At 61.8% G+C, this 19,894-nt stretch carries 19 protein-coding genes; 15 read left to right on the top strand and 4 right to left on the bottom strand.

The genetic code is table 11. From position 1 onward, the window contains the following. Positions 1-545: 545 nt before the first annotated feature. Entirely contained in the window at positions 546-1,061 is a 516-nt protein-coding gene (locus tag A9W96_RS25590; protein WP_067144025.1) for an OsmC family protein, read from the top strand. Positions 1,062-1,438: 377 nt separating this feature from the next. On the opposite strand, the gene A9W96_RS25595 is transcribed toward A9W96_RS25590, so the two are convergent. After that, positions 1,439-1,957, bottom strand: coding sequence for a phenolic acid decarboxylase (locus A9W96_RS25595; protein ID WP_067144028.1), 519 nt, complete (start codon positions 1,955-1,957; stop codon positions 1,439-1,441). 121 nt (positions 1,958-2,078) lie between these two features. On the opposite strand from A9W96_RS25595, the gene A9W96_RS25600 reads away from it, so the two are divergent. Then, the gene (locus tag A9W96_RS25600; RefSeq protein ID WP_067144030.1) at positions 2,079-2,624 is read left to right on the top strand and encodes a MarR family winged helix-turn-helix transcriptional regulator; all 546 of its coding nucleotides are present in this window, start codon (positions 2,079-2,081) and stop codon (positions 2,622-2,624) included. Further along, positions 2,621-3,397 carry an alpha/beta fold hydrolase gene (locus tag A9W96_RS25605; RefSeq protein ID WP_067144032.1) on the top strand — a complete coding sequence of 259 codons (777 nt, stop codon included), beginning with the start codon at positions 2,621-2,623 and terminating at the stop codon, positions 3,395-3,397. The genes A9W96_RS25600 and A9W96_RS25605 overlap by 4 nt, the downstream gene beginning before the upstream one ends. 251 nt (positions 3,398-3,648) lie before the next feature. On the opposite strand, the gene A9W96_RS25610 is transcribed toward A9W96_RS25605, so the two are convergent. Beyond that, positions 3,649-4,314: a TetR/AcrR family transcriptional regulator gene (locus A9W96_RS25610; RefSeq protein WP_067144034.1), complete on the bottom strand. Its 666-nt coding sequence runs from the start codon at positions 4,312-4,314 to the stop codon at positions 3,649-3,651. 249 nt (positions 4,315-4,563) lie between these two features. Between A9W96_RS25610 and A9W96_RS25615 the strand changes: the two genes are divergently transcribed. From A9W96_RS25615 to A9W96_RS25625, 3 genes are all read left to right on the top strand, one after another. Continuing rightward, on the top strand, positions 4,564-4,998 hold the full coding sequence (locus A9W96_RS25615; RefSeq protein WP_082972613.1) for an MmpS family transport accessory protein: 435 nt from the start codon (positions 4,564-4,566) through the stop codon (positions 4,996-4,998). After that, positions 4,995-7,895, top strand: coding sequence for an RND family transporter (locus A9W96_RS25620; protein WP_067144036.1), 2,901 nt, complete (start codon positions 4,995-4,997; stop codon positions 7,893-7,895). The genes A9W96_RS25615 and A9W96_RS25620 overlap by 4 nt, the downstream gene beginning before the upstream one ends. Before the next feature lie 64 nt (positions 7,896-7,959). Beyond that, the gene (locus A9W96_RS25625) at positions 7,960-8,541 is read left to right on the top strand and encodes a TetR/AcrR family transcriptional regulator (RefSeq protein WP_067144038.1); all 582 of its coding nucleotides are present in this window, start codon (positions 7,960-7,962) and stop codon (positions 8,539-8,541) included. Between the two features lie 312 nt (positions 8,542-8,853). Here the strand turns inward: A9W96_RS25625 and A9W96_RS25630 are convergent, their stop codons facing one another. Then, positions 8,854-9,723: a TetR family transcriptional regulator gene (locus tag A9W96_RS25630; protein ID WP_067144040.1), complete on the bottom strand. Its 870-nt coding sequence runs from the start codon at positions 9,721-9,723 to the stop codon at positions 8,854-8,856. Positions 9,724-9,976: 253 nt separating this feature from the next. Between A9W96_RS25630 and A9W96_RS25635 the strand changes: the two genes are divergently transcribed. The 4 genes from A9W96_RS25635 (at position 9,977) to A9W96_RS25650 (ending at position 13,977) form a co-directional block, all read left to right on the top strand. Then, entirely contained in the window at positions 9,977-10,720 is a 744-nt protein-coding gene (locus tag A9W96_RS25635; protein WP_197499655.1) for an SDR family oxidoreductase, read from the top strand. Between the two features lie 221 nt (positions 10,721-10,941). Then, on the top strand, positions 10,942-11,964 hold the full coding sequence (locus tag A9W96_RS25640) for a phosphotransferase family protein (RefSeq protein ID WP_082972614.1): 1,023 nt from the start codon (positions 10,942-10,944) through the stop codon (positions 11,962-11,964). Further along, positions 11,964-13,181 carry an acyl-CoA dehydrogenase family protein gene (locus A9W96_RS25645; protein WP_067144046.1) on the top strand — a complete coding sequence of 406 codons (1,218 nt, stop codon included), beginning with the start codon at positions 11,964-11,966 and terminating at the stop codon, positions 13,179-13,181. The genes A9W96_RS25640 and A9W96_RS25645 overlap by 1 nt, the downstream gene beginning before the upstream one ends. A 103-nt stretch (positions 13,182-13,284) precedes the next feature. Next, the gene (locus A9W96_RS25650; protein ID WP_067144048.1) at positions 13,285-13,977 is read left to right on the top strand and encodes a nuclear transport factor 2 family protein; all 693 of its coding nucleotides are present in this window, start codon (positions 13,285-13,287) and stop codon (positions 13,975-13,977) included. Positions 13,978-14,025: 48 nt separating this feature from the next. On the opposite strand, the gene A9W96_RS25655 is transcribed toward A9W96_RS25650, so the two are convergent. Continuing rightward, positions 14,026-14,913 (bottom strand): LysR substrate-binding domain-containing protein, encoded by an 888-nt coding sequence (locus tag A9W96_RS25655; protein WP_067144050.1) that lies wholly within the window; start codon positions 14,911-14,913, stop codon positions 14,026-14,028. A 165-nt stretch (positions 14,914-15,078) separates the two neighbouring features. Between A9W96_RS25655 and A9W96_RS25660 the strand changes: the two genes are divergently transcribed. From A9W96_RS25660 to A9W96_RS25680, 5 genes are all read left to right on the top strand, one after another. Next, entirely contained in the window at positions 15,079-15,867 is a 789-nt protein-coding gene (locus A9W96_RS25660; RefSeq protein ID WP_369830873.1) for a CoA transferase subunit A, read from the top strand. Continuing rightward, positions 15,864-16,550, top strand: coding sequence for a 3-oxoacid CoA-transferase subunit B (locus A9W96_RS25665; RefSeq protein WP_067144054.1), 687 nt, complete (start codon positions 15,864-15,866; stop codon positions 16,548-16,550). Before A9W96_RS25660 ends, A9W96_RS25665 begins: the two co-directional genes overlap by 4 nt. Positions 16,551-16,640: 90 nt before the next feature. Beyond that, positions 16,641-17,846, top strand: a complete 1,206-nt coding sequence (locus tag A9W96_RS25670) for an FAD-dependent monooxygenase (protein ID WP_067144056.1) — start codon at positions 16,641-16,643, stop codon at positions 17,844-17,846. Between the two features lie 31 nt (positions 17,847-17,877). Beyond that, positions 17,878-18,759 (top strand): intradiol ring-cleavage dioxygenase, encoded by an 882-nt coding sequence (locus A9W96_RS25675; protein ID WP_067144058.1) that lies wholly within the window; start codon positions 17,878-17,880, stop codon positions 18,757-18,759. Further along, on the top strand, positions 18,756-19,829 hold the full coding sequence (locus A9W96_RS25680) for a maleylacetate reductase (protein ID WP_067144060.1): 1,074 nt from the start codon (positions 18,756-18,758) through the stop codon (positions 19,827-19,829). The genes A9W96_RS25675 and A9W96_RS25680 overlap by 4 nt, the downstream gene beginning before the upstream one ends. Positions 19,830-19,894: the final 65 nt, after the last annotated feature.

The raw sequence follows: 19,894 nt of genomic DNA on the forward strand, positions 1-19,894 counted from the left end.
GAAAAGCGTTGTAGGACAAGCGGTACGGGGCCGGGCGATAACCGTGACGAACATGCATCTTGCGCAAGCGGCACCTGTCATCCATGTTTGGCCCAGCTTCACCACTAAGCGCTCACTGTAAAATCCGACGGACGTTCACGGATTCGGAGCGAACATTGTCCGGCGCTTGGGTTTAAGACCTGTTTCACCATTGGCTTTGCACCGCCGCGTGATTCGCCGGAATTGTATCTTGTGTCAGGCTAATCACGCCGTTTTCATCGATGAATCACGGTTCTGGGCGCCCCCCACCGTTATACGACGCCAATCAACGCCCGAAACCTGTTGAGCTAGCGAGCAGTCGACCTCTTCGACCGCTTGGTTGTTAGCCCCGCCGAGGATGAAGTGATGACTTTGGCGCCGCGGCAAGATCGGCCTGACCATTCTCGGTCGTACAACACACCCGGGCAACCTTCGGATCATCCTGCGTTGATGGGTAGCACCTTGGCCCCTACCGAGGGGACACTGCCCGGGGCATTAACGAAGAGCGCACCCAACAAGGAGTAGAAGTGACCACCGATACCATCCTCAACAACGTCAACGTCGAGGCCATCGGTGACCTGGTTCGTGCCATTAAGAACGACCCGGCAAAGGCACAGACGAACTGGGCCGCCCACGTGACTTGGAAGGGTGCCTTCACCTCAGAATCCAAAGTACGCCGGTTCGCGCCGTCGCAGTCCGACGAGCCTACCGCGCTCGGCGGCGGGGACACCGCGCCGAACCCGGTGGAGCAACTGCTCGGCGCGCTGGGTAATTGCCTGGCCGTCGGCTATGCCGCCAACGCCACCATCGCGGGTATCGAGCTCAAGCATCTACGGGTCGATCTGAAGGGCGATCTTGACCTGAGTGTGTTTCTTGGATTGGCCGAGGGACACGCCGGTTTCGGGTCGATTACAGCCACTGTGACCATCCTCTCCGATGCCTCGCCGGAACAGATCGAGCAATTGCACGCCAAGGTGCAGGCCAGCTCACCGGTCGGGCACACCCTGCGCAACGCCGTTCCCGTCAAGGTGCAGCTCGCCTAAATTCGGCCAACGGGCCCACATCTTCGTTCCTACGCCGTACGCGAGGGCTTGAGTGGCTTGCAGTAAGTCGCTGCTGGGCGAGCTGGAGCGATGTAACCCCGCGCTGCCCAGCCTGCTGCCTGACAGCGCTGTGTGACCTCCCACAAAGATCTGGATAGGATCCACTTTGAAGTTACGCTACTAGTGTTCCGGACATCGTTGTCGTCTCCCTCTCGGGTGGTCGCCTGTAGCTGAAATCCCACTGTGGACTATCTTTTTGGACGCCGACTTCGCGCGCGAGCCGGTCACGCCCTGGTGAGACGAGCCCAATTCGGTTTCGTCAGCGCCTGACCGCACCGAGATCACGCGATGCGGCACAGCTTCGTCGGCTGCGGCCTTCAGTTGGTGCGGTCAGCCCAGCCGGCGGGAAGCTGGTCGGGGGGCACCGAGATGATGGAGTCGTTATCGGAGCCCACGGATTCCAGCAGCGTGATCGTGGCGAACTCCGAGACCACGTAGATGGGATAGGTGGGGCCTTCGTCGCGGTAGGCGCGCATCTGCTCGAGGTGCTCGTTTTGGAAGCAAATGGTGCGCTCACCATGCTCTTGGACCCAGCGCGGGAAGAAAATCACCCCGTGCACGCAACGTTTGGCGGGCAAAACGTTGACCGCGACGGAGGTGCCGGTGGGTTCCGTCCAGCAAATTTTGAAGCTGTCGTCATCAAGCTGCACCAGGTCAACCTGCTGATCTTTGACCCAGCGACCGCCAACCATGCCTGAGTGAATGCGGTAGTCGATCGTCTTAGCGTTCTTCACATACATCTCATAACGCCAGCCGTTGGCGTAGGTGTAGATGAAGCGAAAACCGACGATACTCGAAAAGTCCTGCGGGGGAACGGGATTAGCTATCGATGTCATGCGGTTCTCCTGGGTGGGACCGAAGCGTCGGCGATAGTCCCGACGCGCGATGCACTTTGCATACGGGCCTTATTTTGCACCAAAACGTGTTTGCCTCAAAATGATGTGGCAGACTGCAGGGATGGACATCGCAGCAGAGTTGGGTCGGCTGATCGGTCCTTTGCGTCGGGCGGTGCTGGCAACGCGTCACGCCGAGGGACTGCCCGACCTGCCAGAGGCTCAAATCGAACTGCTACGGGCCCTTCAACAAGCCGGCACTGCAACCCCTGGGGAGATCTCGACTCGACTGCGGGCGGCGCCCTCGACTGTCAGCAATCTGGTCCGCACGATGACTGCAGCGGGCTTGGTGGTGCGCACTCAGTCGGCCACTGACCTGCGCAACGTCTACCTGTCCCTGTCTCCCGCAGCGTGTGAGATGCTCGACCGCTATGACCGCGTGAGCACCACCGCTCTGCGTGACGCGATGGACCGCCTTTCACCCCGATATCGCAAAGCATTAGAAGCCGCCCTGCCCGCGATCGCTGAGCTGATCACCGCGCTGGCCGAGCGACCGCCGGACGCGCCCCCGTTGTCGCTGACGGTGCCCGGTCGCGCTGGCCGCGCCGGCTCGGCCTCCAGCCGGCCGCGTCGAGGGGCGACGACACCCACCATGGCCACGCGATCATGACTACGAATGAGCCTCTGCTTCTTCTGCACGGCATCGGGATGTCAAGCCGTGCTTGGGATGACGTCATCCCTTTACTGTCCCCCCATTATGAGGTCATTGCGCCCACCGCCGCCGGACACCGCGGAGGCCCGCCGCTGGCTGGCGAGACCAGCATCGGCACCCTAGCCGATGAGACCGAGCGTCTCCTGGATTGCCGTGGACTGGCCCGCGTCCATGTCGCCGGTAACTCCCTGGGTGGTTGGATGGCCATCGAACTGGCGCGTCGCGGTCGCGCCATCAGCGTGTGCGCGCTGTCCCCGGCCGGCTTCTGGACACCCGGCGCCACTGATCAGTTGGGGGCACTCACCAAGATCCGCCGCACCCGACGGCTGGCACGGATCGCCGGACCTATCGCACCGGCGTTGCTTCGCGTCCCTGCGCTTCGCCGTCATGCGATGCGGGATATCGCCGAACACGGTGAACGACTCACCGCGAACCAGACGCTAAACGCCATGGCCGATCTGCTGGGCTGCAGCCGCTTGGACGATTTGCTCGCAACTCCGGAAAGCACTGCAGCGTTGAATCCGTTGCCTTGCCCTATCACTTTGGCGTGGAGCGCAAAAGACAAAATCTTCCCGCCTGAGATCAACGGCCTCATCGCCCGACAGCGGCTTCCCCACGCCGCTTACGTGCTACTGCCCGACCTCGGCCACGTACCGATGATTGACAACCCCCGCCTGGTGGCTGACACCATCCTCAGGAGCACCCAATCATACTGTGAAGACAACTCTTAAGCCGTCCGAGCGGCTTTGGCGGTGGCGATGACCGGCGCGGCCAAGCATTTCTGCGGGCACCGGCGCCGTGCCAGCGGCTAGGAACCCGCTCTCGGGCATATCGGCGCCGTCGAGAATGCGTCGCACGAATTGCATGCCGGTCCCGGCGATGTACTCGCCAAGGTCGGACACCAGTGAGTACTGCGGGACCAGATTGAAAACCCTTCCCCCAGCGCGATATTCGCTGTCTGCCGGGTGTCGACGCTGTCGGGTCAACGTCGGCCGGCGGGATCCCAAGTTAGCATCACCGCGTCGAACTGCTCGTCATCGAGCGCGCGGACCTGTAGCCGCAGCTGGTCGCTGCGGTGACGCATGCCGTCGAGGAGAATGGCTACGTAGCGCCACCACAGTTCGTCATCGACATGCCCGGCGAACTGGCTGACGGTCCCGGCCAGCAGCCCGAAGATAGGCATATCGGTGGGCGATAGTTCCGCGCGCAGATAGCCGTCATCCTGGGCTCGCTGAAGAAGCTTAGACAGCGTTGGGTAAAGCCGTACTCGCGCAGCCTCCACCCGATCTCCGCCGTAGGACTTGCTGTACACGATCTCTCGCATTCCGCGGTCGGTCGCGGTGATTTCACACGTCCGCTCAACGAACCACACAAAGCCGTCCCACGAATCTGTATAGCGCAACGCCGATTCGGCCAGGTCCGCGAGTTGGTTGAGGCCGTCTTCGAAGATTGCTTCGAGCAGTAGTTCTTTCGTCGGGAATCGTCGGTAAACGGTGCCGACTCCGAGTCCTGCGTGGTGGGCCACCTCATTCAGGGTCGCTTCCAGCCCCCTCGATGCGAACAGCTCACGGGCGGCGTCGATGACTCGCCGGCGGTTGCGCTCGGCGTCCTTGCGCAGAGGGCGATGCGTTGTTTTGCAAGCGGTCACAGAGTCAGTGTAACGACGCCCACAGGGAACCGGATTGACCGAATCCACTTTCTAGCCTAGGTTACGTACGTAGACCTCCTCCGCCCACGGCCCACAGGTCGCCTTCAATCGCTGAAAGGCTTGCATCTTGACCGCCATTCTCGATACGACCCATTTCCACAGCACATCGCTACCTTGGCCTGCCGCCTCAAGGCAGCACGATTACTTGGACTTCTCGGCGGCTCAATCGGTTAGCGCTGGGCGGGCGCGATGACCGCGATAGTGGAATTGTCGCGACGGGTGTGGCTTCCGCTACTCGTCGTCGTGGCTGTCGCGATAGGCGGTGTCGCGGTGATGAAATTGCGTGAAGTATTTGGCTCGAATGCCGTTCTGGTAGCGCCCAATAGCTCTGATAGCGCGGCCGACTTCAATCCCAAGGTCGTCACCTACGAGGTATTCGGCACGGGGGCCAGGGCGGTTGTCAATTACCTAGACCTGGACGGCAAGCCGCAACGGGCGCCGGACGCCGTGTTGCCGTGGTCATTGACGCTGCGGACCACCGCACCAGCGGCGACACCCAACATTGTTGCCCAGGGCGATGGTGAGTCCATTAGCTGCCGGATCACCGTTGATCGCGTGGTCAAGGATCTGCGATCTGTCTCCGGTGAGAATGCCGCGACGTTCTGCTTGGTGAAGTCAGCATGAGCGCTCCGATGGACGACCCTCAGACCGATCGCATTGCGGTTACCCCGCACGCGTCCCGGTCACGGATAGCACACACGATCCGTGTGCTGGCGGTGCCTATCATCCTTGGTTGGATCGTGATCATTGCCCTACTCAATACCGTTGTGCCGCAACTGGAAGCGGTCGGCAAGATGCGCGCGGTGTCGATGAGCCCCAATGATGCGCCGTCGATGATCGCCACCAAGCGGGTAGGCAAGGTGTTTCACGAGTACGACACCAGCAGCTCGGTGATGGTTGTGATCGAAGGCGACAAGCCCTTAGGTGCAGATGCTCACCAGTTTTATGACCGCCTGGTGCAAAAGATGCGGGACGACAAGAAGCATGTCCAGCACGTGCAGGATTTCTGGGGAGATTCGTTCACCGCGGCCGCAGCACAAAGCGTCGACGGCAAGGCCGCCTACGTGCAGGTCTATATTGGCGGAGATCAGGGAGAGGCACTGGCTAACGAGTCGGTGGAGGCGGTGCGCGATGTCATCGCCAGCACGCGTGCCCCGGCGGGAGTCAAAGCCTATGTAACCGGCCCGGCAGCCTCGAGTGCGGATCAAAACGCGACTGGTGACAAGAGCATGCAGGTGATTACCCTGCTCACCTTCGTCGTCATCATCGGGATGCTGCTAATCGTCTACCGGTCATTGGTCACGGTGTGCATTGTGCTTGTGATAGTGGTGCTCGAGCTTTTTGGAGCACGTGGACTTGTGGCATTCCTGGGCTATCACAACGTCTTCGGCCTGACAACGTTCGCAACGAATCTGGTTGTGACGCTGGCGATCGCCGCGGCCACCGACTACGCCATCTTCCTGATCGGCCGCTACCAGGAGGCGCGTCGTTTGGGCCAAGATCGAGAAGCCGCCTATTACACGATGTTTCATGGCACGGCGCACGTCGTGCTGGCTTCGGGTCTGACTATTGCCGGGGCGGCGCTGTGCTTGCACTTCACCCGGTTGCCGTACTTCCAGACCATGGGAATTCCCTTGGCGATCGGTATGGCGGTCGTGGTGGCTGCGGCCTTAACGCTCGGTCCCGCAGTGATTGCGGTCACCAGTCGTTTTGGCCGGGCCCTTGATCCCAGACGTATGACCCAGCCGCGGGGATGGCGGCGCATCGGCGCTGCGACCGTGCGTTGGCCCGGCGCGATCTTGATCTGCGCCATCCTAGTGGCACTGGTTGGCTTATTGACCCTTCCCGGCTACCGCACTACCTACAACGACCGCATTTACCTGCCCGCCGACGTACCGGCCAACGTCGGTTATGCTGCCGCGTTCCGCCATTTTTCCCAGGCCAAGATGAACCCCGACTTGATGATGGTCGAAAGTGACCACGACCTGCGCAACCCAGCCGATTTTCTGGTGATCGACAAAATCGCCAAAGCGCTTGTGCACGTGCACGGTATCGCCCAAGTGCAGACCATCACCCGGCCTAAGGGAAGCCCGATCCAACACTCGTCGATTCCGTTCAACATCAGCATGAACAGCACCGGCCAGATCATGAACAACGACTACCAGCAGACCGTCCTGCAAAACACGCTCAAACAGGCCGACGACATGCAGGTCAACATCGACTCGATGGAAAAGATGCAGGGAGTCACCCACCAGCTGGCCGGCGTCACCCACAACATGGCGACCAAGATGAAAAAAACCAGCGCGGACGTGCAGGACTTACGCGATCACATGGCCGATTTCGAAGATGTCTGGCGCCCGATCCGCAGCTACTTCTACTGGGAGAAACACTGCTTCGATATCCCGATGTGCTGGTCATTGCGCTCGGTGTTCGACGCCCTGGACGGTATTTCCACCATGAGTGATGACCTCAGCGACCTGGTGCCAGACCTCGAGCGCATGGACGCGCTGATGCCGCAAATGGAAGCCCTGATGGGGCCAATGATCGAATCGATGAAGCATCAAAAACAGATGATGCTCAACCAGTATCAGGCCCAGAAAGCGCAACAAGATCAGACGATTGCCTCGCAGGACAACGCCACAGCCATGGGGCAAGCGTTCGACGATGCGAAGAATGACGACTCGTTTTATCTGCCTCCGGAAGCGTTCGAGAACGCCGATTTTAAGCGCGGCATCAAGTTGATGATGTCCCCCGACGGACATGCCGTGCGATTCACCATCATTCACCAAGGCGACCCCCTAACGGAGGAAGGCACGTCACGCACTGGACCGCTCAAAGTTGCGGCAGCAGACGCCATTAAAGGAACACCGTTGGAGGGGTCGCGGATCTATCTTGGTGGCAGTGCGGCCATGTACGCCGACATGCAGCAAGGCGCCAACTACGACCTACTCATCGTTGCTATCGCCGCCCTGATCTTGATCTTCATCATCATGGTGATCTTGACCCGGGCGGTGGCGGCCGCGGCGGTCATCGTGGGGACCGTCGTGCTGAGTCTGTCGGCCTCTTTCGGGCTCTCGGTACTGCTCTGGCAGCACATCGTCGAGCTTCCGCTGCACTGGATGGTGCTGCCGATGTCGGTCATCATCTTGTTGGCCGTGGGGTCGGACTACAACCTGCTGTTGGTCTCGCGGATGAAAGAGGAGATTCACGCCGGGCTCAACACCGGCATCATCCGCGCCATGGTCGGCACGGGTTCCGTGGTCACCTCCGCCGGCCTGGTCTTCGCCTTCACCATGATGTCCATGGCGATAAGCAAACTCATCGTAATTGGACAAGTGGGAACCACCATCGGTCTCGGGCTGCTCTTCGACACTCTGATTGTGCGCTCGCTGATGACACCCTCCCTGGCGGCCCTGCTGGGCCGCTGGTTCTGGTGGCCGCAGCGTGTGCGTCCCCGGCCCCTACCTCAGCCATGGCCTCAACCCTCGCGCCAGCAGACCGAGGAGATGCAGCCGGCATGAGCGTCCGAGCGCTACGTTCCCGTTCCGCTGAGTCGCCCTGCGATCACCGAAATGTCAACCGTAAATGGGCCAAAAGCACTCGGCGGTGACGACTCGTCGTCGGCCCAACGAACTCGAAAGGGCGATCTATGATGCGACTTTGACCCAGCTGAAAGCCGCCGGCTACGACGGTGTGACCATGGAAAACATCGCCGCTCGAGCACGCTGCAGCAAGGGGTCGCTGTATCGGCGCTGGCCAGGCAAGCATGCGTTAATACACGCTGCCTTGCGATCCCAGTTGCCGCCGATCTCGACCGCGCCACGTGGTGGGACAGCGCGCCAAGAGCTGTTCTCGGTCCTGAACTCATTCGCTAAAGTCCTCACCGGCAATGCGTCTTACCCTGAATTGGTAGTGATGGTAGGACTTTTCGGTGACGCCGAGATACGGGCTATTTACGACGAACTGGTCGTCGGACGTACCGTCACCATGTTAGAGCGCATCATCCTTGCCGGCATCTGTTCGGCAGAGATCGATGCCGCGGCGGTGACAACGCTAGCCACGCGAATGGGGACGGCCTTGATCGTCCAGCACGTGCTGCTGACGCAGTCCGCGCCTACTGCATCCGAGATCAGGCGAATCATCGACACCATGATCGGGCAGCCCTAAAGCGCGTCGAACAACTCCGATGAGTCGCCGCGTAAGCCGGTGCCTTGCCGCCGGCGATCAAAAGCGACGTCGCAGAGTTCGCCTTGAGGCAAGGGATGGAAGCTGAACAGCGCAATCGTGGTCGGCAGAAAGTCGTGGCGGCTTCAACTGCGATGAGCGATTCGTTGGTTTGGAAACGCTGCGGCTGAAGCAAAGTGGTAGCACCCGCTGGGGGCCTCCGGGCATGTCGCTTCTAATGATTTTGGACCTGTTGGCTCTTCTTTGCCTCACCTGAACCGCCGGCGCGCGCAACCAAGCAATGCATGTGGCCGATTAACGGCGAGGGCGTTGTTGCACCACATCTCGAGCGAACTCGACATACTGATTCGCGATTTGTTCTGGTGTCAGCGACCCGTCGACGCGATACCAACTCGGAATGGCGACACACATGGTGACGATGGCGCGGGCGGCTTCTCGTGGATGGGGTGTGGCGAATCGCCCCAGGCGGGCGGCCGCTTCGACTTCGCGGTCAAGCATTCGTTGCTGGGCGATGCGCATGGCAACGATTTCGCGGCGATTGAGAGGTTTGAGACTGCGCATCTCGGTGGCGCCCACGAAGCCGAGAGCTCGACGGTAGGTGTGCCACAGAGCGAGATGTTCGACGAGCAGGCTGAATCGTTCGACGGCATCGCTGCCTTCGTCGCGTGCACCGGCAGAACGCCCCAGCAGATCGGACGCCGCCAGCTGAAGCAGTGAGCGCAAGATCTCCTGTTTGCTCGCATAGTGATGGTAGACCCCGGACACCGATAGATTGGCCGCTCGCGCAATGTCGCGCATAGACGTGCCGTGGTAGCCAGCGCGCAGGAACTCAGTAAGTGCGGCCGCCAGTACGGGATCGAGGGTCAGCGGAGGGTACTCGCGCCACCCCGAACAACGTGAGAAGCCGATCAGATCGGGTATCGAGGTTGTTGCCAAGGGTTCACGTCGCTCGGCCAAGATCACTTCAGCGCTGCTCTCGAGCGCGTCGGCGATCCGACCTAGCCGGTCCACGCTCAAGGTCGCCTTCCCAGTCTCGATATTGCTAAGGGTGGCGGGGCTTACGTCAACTTTGGCAGCCAAAGTCCGCAAGCTTATTCCCCGGTTAACCCGGAGCATGCGAATTTTCTGTCCAGCGTTCAGTCCATTACGCCCGATGTTTGGCATATATAAACAATACGAGGGCTATCTACTAAACGCCATCTCATCAGTTGACATGCATGTTTGCGATGCCGTAAGCCTATCGGTGGGCGGTAGGCCAATCGATCGTTCGCACTGAACAGTGCGGCTGAGGCGCTGACTGACGGCCAGCCGCGCACTGCTTCGCAACATCCCCGAATCCCGGTCGGTAGACGATGACGACCGCGGCGCGATCGGAGGATACGAACGACAGAACGTGGAGAACTAAGTGTCAACGCACATGTCTGGCCAAGTCGCGGTGGTGACTGGAGCCAGTCGCGGGATTGGGCTCAGCATCGCGCGCCGCCTGATGGACTCCGGCGCCAGAGTCTGCCTCACCGGTCGCGACTCGGATGCGTTACAGGCGGCTGTGGACAGCCTGGGCGATCCCGGGAAAGCGATCGGCGTCGCGGGAAAGGCGGACGACATCGAACACCAGGCCGAGACCATTGCCTGCGCGCTTGAAGTGTTCGGTCGCATTGACATGCTGGTCAACAACGCCGGCATCAATCCGGTGTACGGCCCAATGATCGAGATGGACCTCGACGCCGCACGCAAGATTGTCGAGGTGAATGCGATCGCAGCTTTAGCGTGGGTTCAGCAAGCGCACAAAGCGTGGATGGCAGACAACGGCGGCGCAGTGGTGAACGTTTCGTCAGTGGCCGGTTTCAGACCGTCTCCCGGAATCGGGTTTTATGGCGCGAGCAAGGCCATGCTCGCGCACATCACAAAGCAATTGGCAATCGAGCTGGCACCCCGCGTCCGGGTCAACGGCGTGGCTCCGGGCCTGGTTAAGACCCAGTTCGCCGCAGCGCTCTACGAAGGCAAGGAAAACCAAATGGAGGTGGACCATCCGATGCAGCGGCTCGGAGTCCCCGAGGACGTCGCCGGGGCGGTGAGCTTCCTACTGTCTAGCGACGCTGCTTGGGTGACCGGCCGTGTGATCGTGATCGACGGCGGCATCACGCTTACCGGAGGTGTCTAGCCGTGAAGCGAGAAAGTGTCGAGGCGGTATGCACACCGTCGAAGACCTTCCGCTTGCATCGGGTTGCGAACCCTCGACGCCACCTACGGGCCCTGGATGGGATTGGACGACACCTGGTGGGGGACGCGACAAGTTGGTGCGTATGGTCGCCTCCACTGAGAACATCGGCCAGCAGCTAGCCCATCGGGCAGCTGGAGTACGACGAGATGGATTAGGGAATCGTGAATCACGACCTTCCGGGGCTTGATCTGGTTGCGCTGCAATCCTTCCTGGACGACCACCGTCCAAATCTGATCCAGGGCGAACTGGATGCCACACTCGTCGCGGGCGGCCGGTCGAATTTGACCTACGAAGTCACCGACGGCACCAGCTCATGGATAGTGCGCCGACCCCCGCTGGGCCACGTCTTAGCGACGGCACACAACATGCGCCGCGAATATCAGGTAATCACGGCGCTAAGGCATTCAGGGGTCCCGGTACCCGCCACGATCGTCCTGTGTGAGGACTCCGTCGTGCTCGGCGCCCCCTTCTTCGTAATGGAAAAGGTGACCGGCGAAACTTACCGACGCGCGGACCAACTGCTACCACTCGGGGCCGTCCGGACCCGGACGGTCTGTGAGCGAATGGTCGACACCCTTGTCGTCCTACACGCGGTGGATCCCCAGGAAGTGGGCCTGGGTGATTTTGGACGACCCGAAGGTTTCGTTAGTCGCCAGGTCAACCGCTGGAAGTCACAACTCGATGCCTCCCACAGCCGGGATGTGGCGAAGATCGAGGCGCTGCACACCAAGCTGATAAGCCGTATCCCGCCAACTGCCACCGCGACCATCGTTCACGGCGACTACCGTCTGGACAACCTCCTAGTCGACCACGACGACGCGATCGCCGCCGTACTCGACTGGGAGATGGCGACTCTCGGCGATCCATTCACCGATGTCGCCCTGCTCATGGCCTACATCACTTTGTCCGGACTGGACGGTTCGGATGCGGTGACCGACGCGGGCTCCGCGGCTGGCTTCTTGTCACCAGACCAGGTGCTGGCTCGCTACCGTCAAGTTTCCGGCCGCGACGCCGCTGACATGGGCTTCTATCTGGCCTTCGCGTACTTCAAGCTGGCCGTGATTCTGGAAGGAATCCACTTCCGCTTTACCCAAGGCAAAACGGTCGGCAGCGGTTTCGACCGGATAGGCCCCTTAGTGGAACCCCTGGCCATCGCCGGACACGCTGCGCTACAGGAGATCTGATGGATTTCAGCTACGACACACAGACCGATCAGTTGTGCGCGCGCCTGCTCGACTTCATGAATTCGCACGTCTATCCCGCGGAACCTGTTTTCGAGCAACAACTTCGCGAACGGACCCACCCGTGGAGCACGGTTCCGATCGTCGAAGAACTCAAGGCGGAGGCGCGTCAGCGAGGTCTGTGGAATCTGTTCCTCCCCAGCGACGACGGAGCAGGCCTGACCAATCTGCAGTACGCGCCGTTAGCGGAGATCACCGGGCGCAGCATTCACCTCGCACCGACAGCGCTCAACTGTGCGGCACCCGACACCGGCAACATGGAACTGCTATCACTATTCGGAACCGCACAACAAAAGAAGGAATGGCTCCAACCGTTGCTCGACGGCCAGATCCGCTCGTCTTTCGCGATGACCGAACCCGATGTCGCCTCATCGGACGCCACCAACATCGGCACTCGCATCGAACGGGATGGCATGGACTACGTAATCAACGGCCGCAAGTGGTGGATAACCGGAGCGCTGAACCCTGAGACAAAACTTTTCATCGTGATGGGCAAGACGACGCCCGCGCTTGCTCGACACCGGCAGCAGAGCATGATCCTGGTCCCCCGAGACGCTCCGGGCGTGACGGTCATACGCGGGACGACCGTGTTCGGATACGACGACAGTGACCACGGCGGCCACGCCGAGGTCGATTTCCACGAGGTGCGGGTGCCCAAAGAGAACCTGCTGGGCGGCGAAGGCGATGGCTTTACCATGGCCCAAGCCCGCTTAGGACCGGGCCGAATCCACCACTGCATGCGTGCAATCGGTGTCGCTGAACGGGCCATGGAGCTGGTATGCCGGCGGGCCATCAACCGCACTGCTTTCGGCAAACCCCTCTCCACGCAGGGCGTGATCCGCGATTGGATTGCCGAGTCGCGTGTCCGTGTCGAGCAATTGCGCCTGCTGATACTCAAAGCCGCTTGGCTCATGGATACCAGCGGCAACAAGAGCGCCCACGCCGAAATCCAGGCCATCAAAATCGCCACCCCGAAAACTGTTGAATGGATCCTCGACAAAGCCATCCAAATCCACGGCGCCGGCGGACTGAGCCAGGATTTGCCGCTCGCGCAATGGTTTGCACACATCCGGACGCTGCGCATAGCCGACGGCCCCGACGAGGTACACAAAGCATCACTGGCCCGTAAAGAACTCCAAAAACATGCTCGCGATGCATAATTGAGGCTGTGCATGGGCCCCGCCCCCGCAGCGGCCGACTACTGACCACCAACGACCGTAGGGTCAGCACGCGGGCTACCCTCGCGGGACCGACAGGAATCCAATGACCTGCGTTACTGATGACGCCCGCCAGATCCGCGACACGATCGACAACTGGGCGATATGGCGCGATGCCGGCTTATGGGACCGATTCTCCACAGTGTGGCATGAACACGGGCATATGTCGGCTACCTGGTTCCAGGGACCAGCAAGCGAGTTCATCACCGCCAGCCGCCGCGGTTTTGACGCCGGCGTCCAGATTCTTCACTTCTTGGGCGGAACGTCCGTCGATGTTGTGGGCGACCGTGCGACAGCTCAGACGAGAATGACGATCAATCAGCGCGGTTTAGTCCACGGCCAACTCGCCGATGTCACCTGCACCGGCCGCTTCTACGACTTCTTGCTGCGATGCGCTGACGGCTGGAAAATCGTTCGCCGCCAACCGATCTATGAGAAGGACCGCATCGACTTCGTCGATCCCGCGGCCACCGTATCCCTTGATGAAAGGCGACTCTCAGGGTTCCCCGAAGGCTACCGCCATCTGGCTTACCTGCAGGAAGAAGCTGGCTTTTCGGTTAAAGATGAGTTGCCGGGTCTGGCCGGCGACGCCGTCGAGCTGCTCTACCGCCAGGGCAAAACTTGGCTCGCGGGCGGTGAAAGCGCCTTTCTTGAAGAGCTCGCTCCTCCGCCACTTCCGACCCAACCACATTGTGAGACCGCGTTTTCGCGGGACACTCCGAACATACAGAACTCATGATAGCCCGCATCTAGCCAGTTACGTGGTCACCACCTGTACATTCGCCGATCACCCGCGAGCGACCTTCCGCAAAATCATCAGCACTCGAGCGAGAAGTGACGAATTTCCTTGTGCGGCGCGGGCTGCCACCAAATCCACCCCAAGTCGATCTGGAACCAACCGTCGAAAGCAGACCCCGGCAATGTCAAGCGCGGCAGTCGGTTCAGGGACGACTGCCACACCAAGCCCAGCAGCGACAAGAGTGACCAACGTCGAGGTCTCCTCCACCTCATGGCGCACCCGCGGCACGTAGCCCGCCTGCGCACCCATTGCCATCACCACACTGTTCATCACCGACCGGCCATGGCCGGCGTGCACGATGAAATCCTCTGAGCGCAGGTCGGCTAGGCACAACTTGCGGCGGGTCGCCAGGGCGTGACCGCGCGGCAGGGCGGCAAGCAGACGATCGCGACGCACCGTCTCCACAAGCAGGCGCGGCTGCTCGACGGGCGGGCGCAGCAGGCCGAGGTCAATACGGCCGGCCAGCAAGGCCTCGATCTGTGCCGGTGCCAGCATCTCTCCGCGGACGTTAACCTCGAGCCCGGGCAACTCTTCGCGCAGTGCCCGAACGAGCCGCGGCAGAAGCGAATACGTTGCCGAACCGACACAACCGATCGCTAGGCGGCCCTCGGTGCCTTGGGCGATACGGCTGGCCTGCTGGGCCGCGTCGTCGACGGCGTCGAGAATGGCGATCGCGCGGGAAAGATAAGCCGTGCCGGCAGCGGTCAGCTCCACTCGTCTGGTGCTGCGCTTGAGTAGCTTCACCCCGAGCTCTTGCTCGAGCTGCCGGATCTGTTGTGACAGCGGAGGTTGTGCCATGCACAGCCGCTCGGCGGCCCGGCCGAAATGCAATTCTTCGGCGACCGCTCGAAAGTAGCGCAGATGTCGAAGCTCCATCTATTCATATTGGCAGTCTCTCAATCCGCGCAAAATAGATATTTTGAAATATCAAGACTGATGGATAGCGTCGACCCCCATGGACCTGATGGTCGCGAGGGCCGCTGGGCGCTCCCGGACTACGACCACGACCACCCCGTCGCCTTTCTCCGCGGCTGATCGAGCATGGGAGCGAGCGTGGCCCTAAACAAATTGGTCGGCTCGGCGGCTGAGGCGATCGCCGACATCCCTGACGGGGCAACACTGGCCGTGGGCGGTTTCGGCCTTGCCGGGATCCCCTGGTTTCTTATCGAGGCGCTGCTCGAGCAGGGCGCCGCGCACCTCACCATCGTGTCAAACAACTGCGGCGTCGACGGCGCCGGATTAGGTCTGCTGCTCGAGTCTCGCCGGATCAACCGGGTTATCGCATCCTATGTCGGGGAGAACAAGGAGTTCGCCCGCCAATACCTCAGTGGACAGTTGACTGTTGAGCTCACCCCCCAGGGCACCTTGGCGGAGCGAATGCGAGCCGGCGGCAGCGGGATTGGTGCATTCTTCACCCCCACCGGCGTCGGCACCCTGGTCGCCGAGGGTGGCTTGCCGTGGCGTTACCACCCCGACGGCAATGTCGCGCTCGCTTCGCCTGCCAAGGAGGTGCGGATATTCGGCGGCAAAGAGATGGTCCTCGAAGAGGCGATTGTCGCCGACTTCGCACTTATTCGTGCCGCCGTCGCCGATAGGGCCGGCAACTGCCGATTCCATGCTGCTGCCCGCAATTTCAATCCACCGGCGGCGATGTGCGGTCGCATCACCGTTGTCGAAGCCGAACGGGTTGTTAATGTCGGCGAGCTGCATCCCGACCACATCCACTTGCCCGGCATCTTCATACAGCGAATTGTCGCCTTGACCCCGGACCAGGCCTGTCGCAAGCACATTGAACAACGCACCACTCGGTGGCGGGGAGGCACACGATGAGCTGGACCCGGGACCAGATGGCTTGTCGTGCCACCAGGGAGCTGCGCGATGGGGACTACGTGAACCTCGGCATCGGCTTGCCGACGCTGATTCCCGAGCACATACCGGAAGGTTCCCAAGTCACCCTGCACGCCGAAAACGGCATCTTGGGAGTCGGTCCATTCCCATACGAGGATCAGATTGATCCCGACCTGATCAACGCCGGCAAGCAGACTGTATCGGTGGTTCCCGGGGCATCCTTCTTCGACTCGGCCACTAGCTTTGCCATGATCCGCGGCGGCCATGTCGACGTAGCGGTGCTTGGTGCCATGCAGGTCGCCGTGACCGGCGACCTTGCGAACTGGATGGTCCCCGGCGCGATGGTCAAAGGCATGGGCGGCGCAATGGATCTCGTCAACGGCGCGCGCCGCGTCATCGTACTAATGGACCACCTGACCAAGGCGGGCGCACCCAAACTGGTCACTGAATGCAACCTGCCGTTGACTGGACGCGGTGTGGTCACCCGCGTGATCACCGACCTCGCGGTGCTCGATATATCCGGCACGGCTTTCGAGGTTGTCGAACTTGCCCCAGGAGTGGATTTCACCGACGTGGTAGCCCAGACTGCTGCTTCTGTGACCGATGCTCGCCAACGACGCGGCGTCTCCGGCTTTCCCCCCGAAGAGGCGTCGGCCCTGACATAGGGCCCACCGGAGGAGGACCAAGCCGCGTATTCGTTCATTGAATGAGCGAGCAGGTTCCCCCGTCGCCTCCACTCGCGAACCATCGTCTTTATGACTGCATTCACTGGGCAGCACCCCCGTGTGGCCATTATCGGTGGCGGTATCGGCGGCTTGGCCGCGGCGGCGTTCCTGCACCGTGCCGGACTTTCGAGCGTCGTCTATGAGCAGGCCCCACAGCTCAAGGAAGTCGGCGCCGGGCTGGTGCTGGCGCCAAACGCGGTGCGGTTACTGCGTCGACTGGGTGCGATGGAGCCGCTTCAAAACCGTGCGGTCCCCCTCGATGTGGGGTGGGAGTTCCGCCGGTGGGATGACGGACGGGTGCTGTCTGCTGAGAACCTGGCCGAGTCATGCCAGCGGTTGTACGGCGAACGCACTTATACAGTGCACCGCGCACACTTGGCCGATGCAATTGGCGCGGCGGTTCCCGCCGGAACCGTTCGGCTGGGTAAACGTTGCGTCTCCCTCGAGGCTAGCGACACAGCCCCGGTGCTGACGTTCAGCGACGGCACGTCGGTCGAGGCCGACGTGGTGATCGGTGCCGACGGTGTGCATTCCACGGTGCGCGGCGCGGTGATCGACTCCCGCCCCGCGACCTACTCTGGGATGTGCGCGTTCCGCGCGATCGTTCCCGCCGAGCGTGCCCCCGAATTCGCCCGCCGCCGAGCACATTCGCTGTGGATCGGCCCGGACCACCATCTCGTGCACTACCCGATCTCGGGTCAGACCGCAATCAACATCGTGGCCTTCGCCCCCGCCGGTGACTACACAACCGAGTCCTGGAGCGCCACGGCGACAGTTGAGGAATTCCTTGACGAGTTCGCCGGCTGGGACCCGCGCCTACAACAGCTGATCGCAGGCGCTGGCACACCGGGTCGGTGGGCGCTGTTGGATCGTGAGCCGCTCATGCGCTGGAGCCGTGGCCCACTCACTCTCCTCGGTGACGCCGCGCACCCAATGTTTCCATTCTTTGCCCAAGGGGCCGCCCAGTCCATCGAAGACGCGGCAGTCCTAGCGCGCTGCCTGGCCGAGGGCATCCAAGCGCCGGCCCGCGCACTGAAGCGCTACGAATCACTCCGTATTCCACGGACCACACGACTCCAAGACATCAGCCACGCCCGGGCACACCTCAACCACCTGCCAGATGGACCAGAGCAGGAAGTCCGTGACGCATCGCTCAGCGACGACGATCCCCTCGTCTCCAATGGCTGGATTTACTCCTACGACGCGGAATCGCTGCAGGCGACCGGTGCGGCCTGATACGGCCATGACAAACCTGAGGAACCCCTATATGGAACTGTTCAGCGAAGAGCGCTCGGCACAAGTGGTTACCGCCAGCTTCGCCAACACACCGGATGAGCGGTTGAAAGAACTGCTGGCCACGTTGGTGCAGCATCTGCACGCGTTCGTCAAAGAGGTGCAGCTGACCGAGGACGAATGGGCAGCAGCCATAGACTTCCTGACCCGAACCGGACAAAAGTGCGACCCGGTGCGACAGGAGTTCGTCCTGCTCTCCGATGTTCTCGGAGTTTCGATGCTGGTGGAGACGATCAATCATCGCACCCAAGGCGTCTCGACCGAGTCGACGGTCCTGGGCCCATTCCACATGGTCGAGTCACCACCACGGGAATTGGGCGACAACATTGCGCTGGATGGCAAGGGGGAGCCGTGCCTAGTAACCGGCGAAGTAGCAGGGCCGCACGGAGAACCAGTGCCAGGCGCTCTCGTCGATGTATGGCAGGCCAACGCCGAGGGCTTTTACGACGTGCAACAACCTGATGTGCAGCCAGAGCATAACCTGCGCGGGTTGTTCCGGGCCGACGAGGACGGACGGTTCTGGTTTCGGACGATCGTTCCTCGCTACTACCCGATTCCCGTGGACGGTCCGGTCGGGACGCTGCTGGGCGCAACCGGCCGGCACCCAAACCGGCCCGCGCATGTGCACTTCATCGTCACCGCACAGGGATACCGGCCAGTGACCACGCACCTATTCGTCGACGATAGTCCTTACTTGCACTCCGACGCGGTGTTCGGCGTCAAAGACAGCCTGATTCGGCACTTTCCGGTAATCGATGACCCGGCGCGAGCGGCGGAGGTCGGGCTGCCCAACCCCTTCCGCAGCGTTCACTTCGAGGTCACCTTGTTGCGCACTGAAACGAAGGAGCTCTCATGACTCGCTCATTCACCTATCGAGCGCTGCCGATGCGGGTCACATTCGGTGCCGGGGCTCTTCATCGGCTGCCCGACGAGGTCACAGCACTTGGTCTAGTTCGCATGCTTGTCCTGTGCTCCCCCGACCAGGAAGCCACGGGCAAGCTGGTCGCTAATGCACTCGGGTACCGTGCCGCCGGGGTGCTGGCCGACGCCCACATGCACGTCCCGGTCGAGGTCGCCAACCACGCCCGCCAACGAGCTGCCGAGCTGGATGCGGACGGCTGCATCGCGGTCGGTGGCGGCTCAGCGATCGGGCTGGGGAAAGCTGTTGCGCTACAACATGATCTACCTGTCATCGCTGTTCCCACCACCTACGCGGGATCGGAGATGACCCCAATCTGGGGTTTGACCGAAAGCGGTGTCAAGCGCACCGGCCGCGACAACCGGGTGCTGCCGATCAGCGTGCTCTACGACCCCGAACTGACCCTCACGCTGCCCGCAATGCTATCGGCGACGAGCGGCATGAACGCCATCGCCCATGCCGTCGAGGGCCTCTACGCCCCCGACGCTTCGCCCATCATCTCGCTCATGGCCCAGGAAGGCGTTCGGGCACTGGCCGCGGCGCTCCCGCGAGTGGTCGCCGATGGCGACGATCTCGAGGCCCGGACGGAGGCCCAATACGGCGCGTGGTTGTGCGGGGCTGTCCTAGGTGCCACCACAATGTCGTTGCACCACAAGCTCTGCCACACCCTCGGCGGCACCTTGAATCTTCCCCACGCCCCGACTCACACGGTGGTCTTGCCGCATGTCCTGGCCTACAACGCCGCGGGCGCTCCGCAGGCCATCGCCGCCCTGTCTCGCGCCCTCGGCGATACCGGCGACCCAGCCCGCGAGCTGTGGGAGCTCGCGGGTCAGCTCGACACGCCGCGTTCCCTCCGCGACCTCGGCATGAACCCGGACGACATTCCTCGCATCGCTGAGCTCACTCTCGCCAGCCCATACGCCAATCCGCGCCCGCTGACACGCGAGGCGGTGGAAGCCCTGCTGAAGGCGAGCTGGGAAGGAAGCCCACCGGCGGCTTTGGCATGACCGCTTCCGATGCCGGCAAAGCTTTCGAACAGCGCACCGGGAAGGCCCGCTGTCGGTATGCCACG

The organism is Mycobacterium sp. 1245852.3 (assembly GCF_001669335.1).
Classification (GTDB): Bacteria; Actinomycetota; Actinomycetes; order Mycobacteriales; family Mycobacteriaceae; genus Mycobacterium; species Mycobacterium europaeum_A.

Excerpts from the sequence above, each read along its gene's own strand:
- A9W96_RS25600 (WP_067144030.1), top strand. The coding sequence starts at position 2,079 with ATGGACATCGCAGCAGAGTTGGGTCGGCTGATCGGTCCTTTGCGTCGG.
- A9W96_RS25665 (WP_067144054.1), top strand. The coding sequence starts at position 15,864 with ATGAGCTGGACCCGGGACCAGATGGCTTGTCGTGCCACCAGGGAGCTG.
- A9W96_RS25635 (WP_197499655.1), top strand. The coding sequence starts at position 9,977 with ATGTCTGGCCAAGTCGCGGTGGTGACTGGAGCCAGTCGCGGGATTGGG.
- A9W96_RS25655 (WP_067144050.1), bottom strand. The coding sequence starts at position 14,913 with ATGGAGCTTCGACATCTGCGCTACTTTCGAGCGGTCGCCGAAGAATTG.
- A9W96_RS25595 (WP_067144028.1), bottom strand. The coding sequence starts at position 1,957 with ATGACATCGATAGCTAATCCCGTTCCCCCGCAGGACTTTTCGAGTATC.
- A9W96_RS25630 (WP_067144040.1), bottom strand. The coding sequence starts at position 9,723 with ATGCCAAACATCGGGCGTAATGGACTGAACGCTGGACAGAAAATTCGC.
- A9W96_RS25620 (WP_067144036.1), top strand. The coding sequence starts at position 4,995 with ATGAGCGCTCCGATGGACGACCCTCAGACCGATCGCATTGCGGTTACC.
- A9W96_RS25660 (WP_369830873.1), top strand. The coding sequence starts at position 15,079 with ATGGGAGCGAGCGTGGCCCTAAACAAATTGGTCGGCTCGGCGGCTGAG.
- A9W96_RS25670 (WP_067144056.1), top strand. The coding sequence starts at position 16,641 with ATGACTGCATTCACTGGGCAGCACCCCCGTGTGGCCATTATCGGTGGC.
- A9W96_RS25625 (WP_067144038.1), top strand. The coding sequence starts at position 7,960 with ATGGGCCAAAAGCACTCGGCGGTGACGACTCGTCGTCGGCCCAACGAA.
- A9W96_RS25605 (WP_067144032.1), top strand. The coding sequence starts at position 2,621 with ATGACTACGAATGAGCCTCTGCTTCTTCTGCACGGCATCGGGATGTCA.
- A9W96_RS25680 (WP_067144060.1), top strand. The coding sequence starts at position 18,756 with ATGACTCGCTCATTCACCTATCGAGCGCTGCCGATGCGGGTCACATTC.
- A9W96_RS25650 (WP_067144048.1), top strand. The coding sequence starts at position 13,285 with ATGACCTGCGTTACTGATGACGCCCGCCAGATCCGCGACACGATCGAC.
- A9W96_RS25675 (WP_067144058.1), top strand. The coding sequence starts at position 17,878 with ATGGAACTGTTCAGCGAAGAGCGCTCGGCACAAGTGGTTACCGCCAGC.
- A9W96_RS25645 (WP_067144046.1), top strand. The coding sequence starts at position 11,964 with ATGGATTTCAGCTACGACACACAGACCGATCAGTTGTGCGCGCGCCTG.
- A9W96_RS25615 (WP_082972613.1), top strand. The coding sequence starts at position 4,564 with ATGACCGCGATAGTGGAATTGTCGCGACGGGTGTGGCTTCCGCTACTC.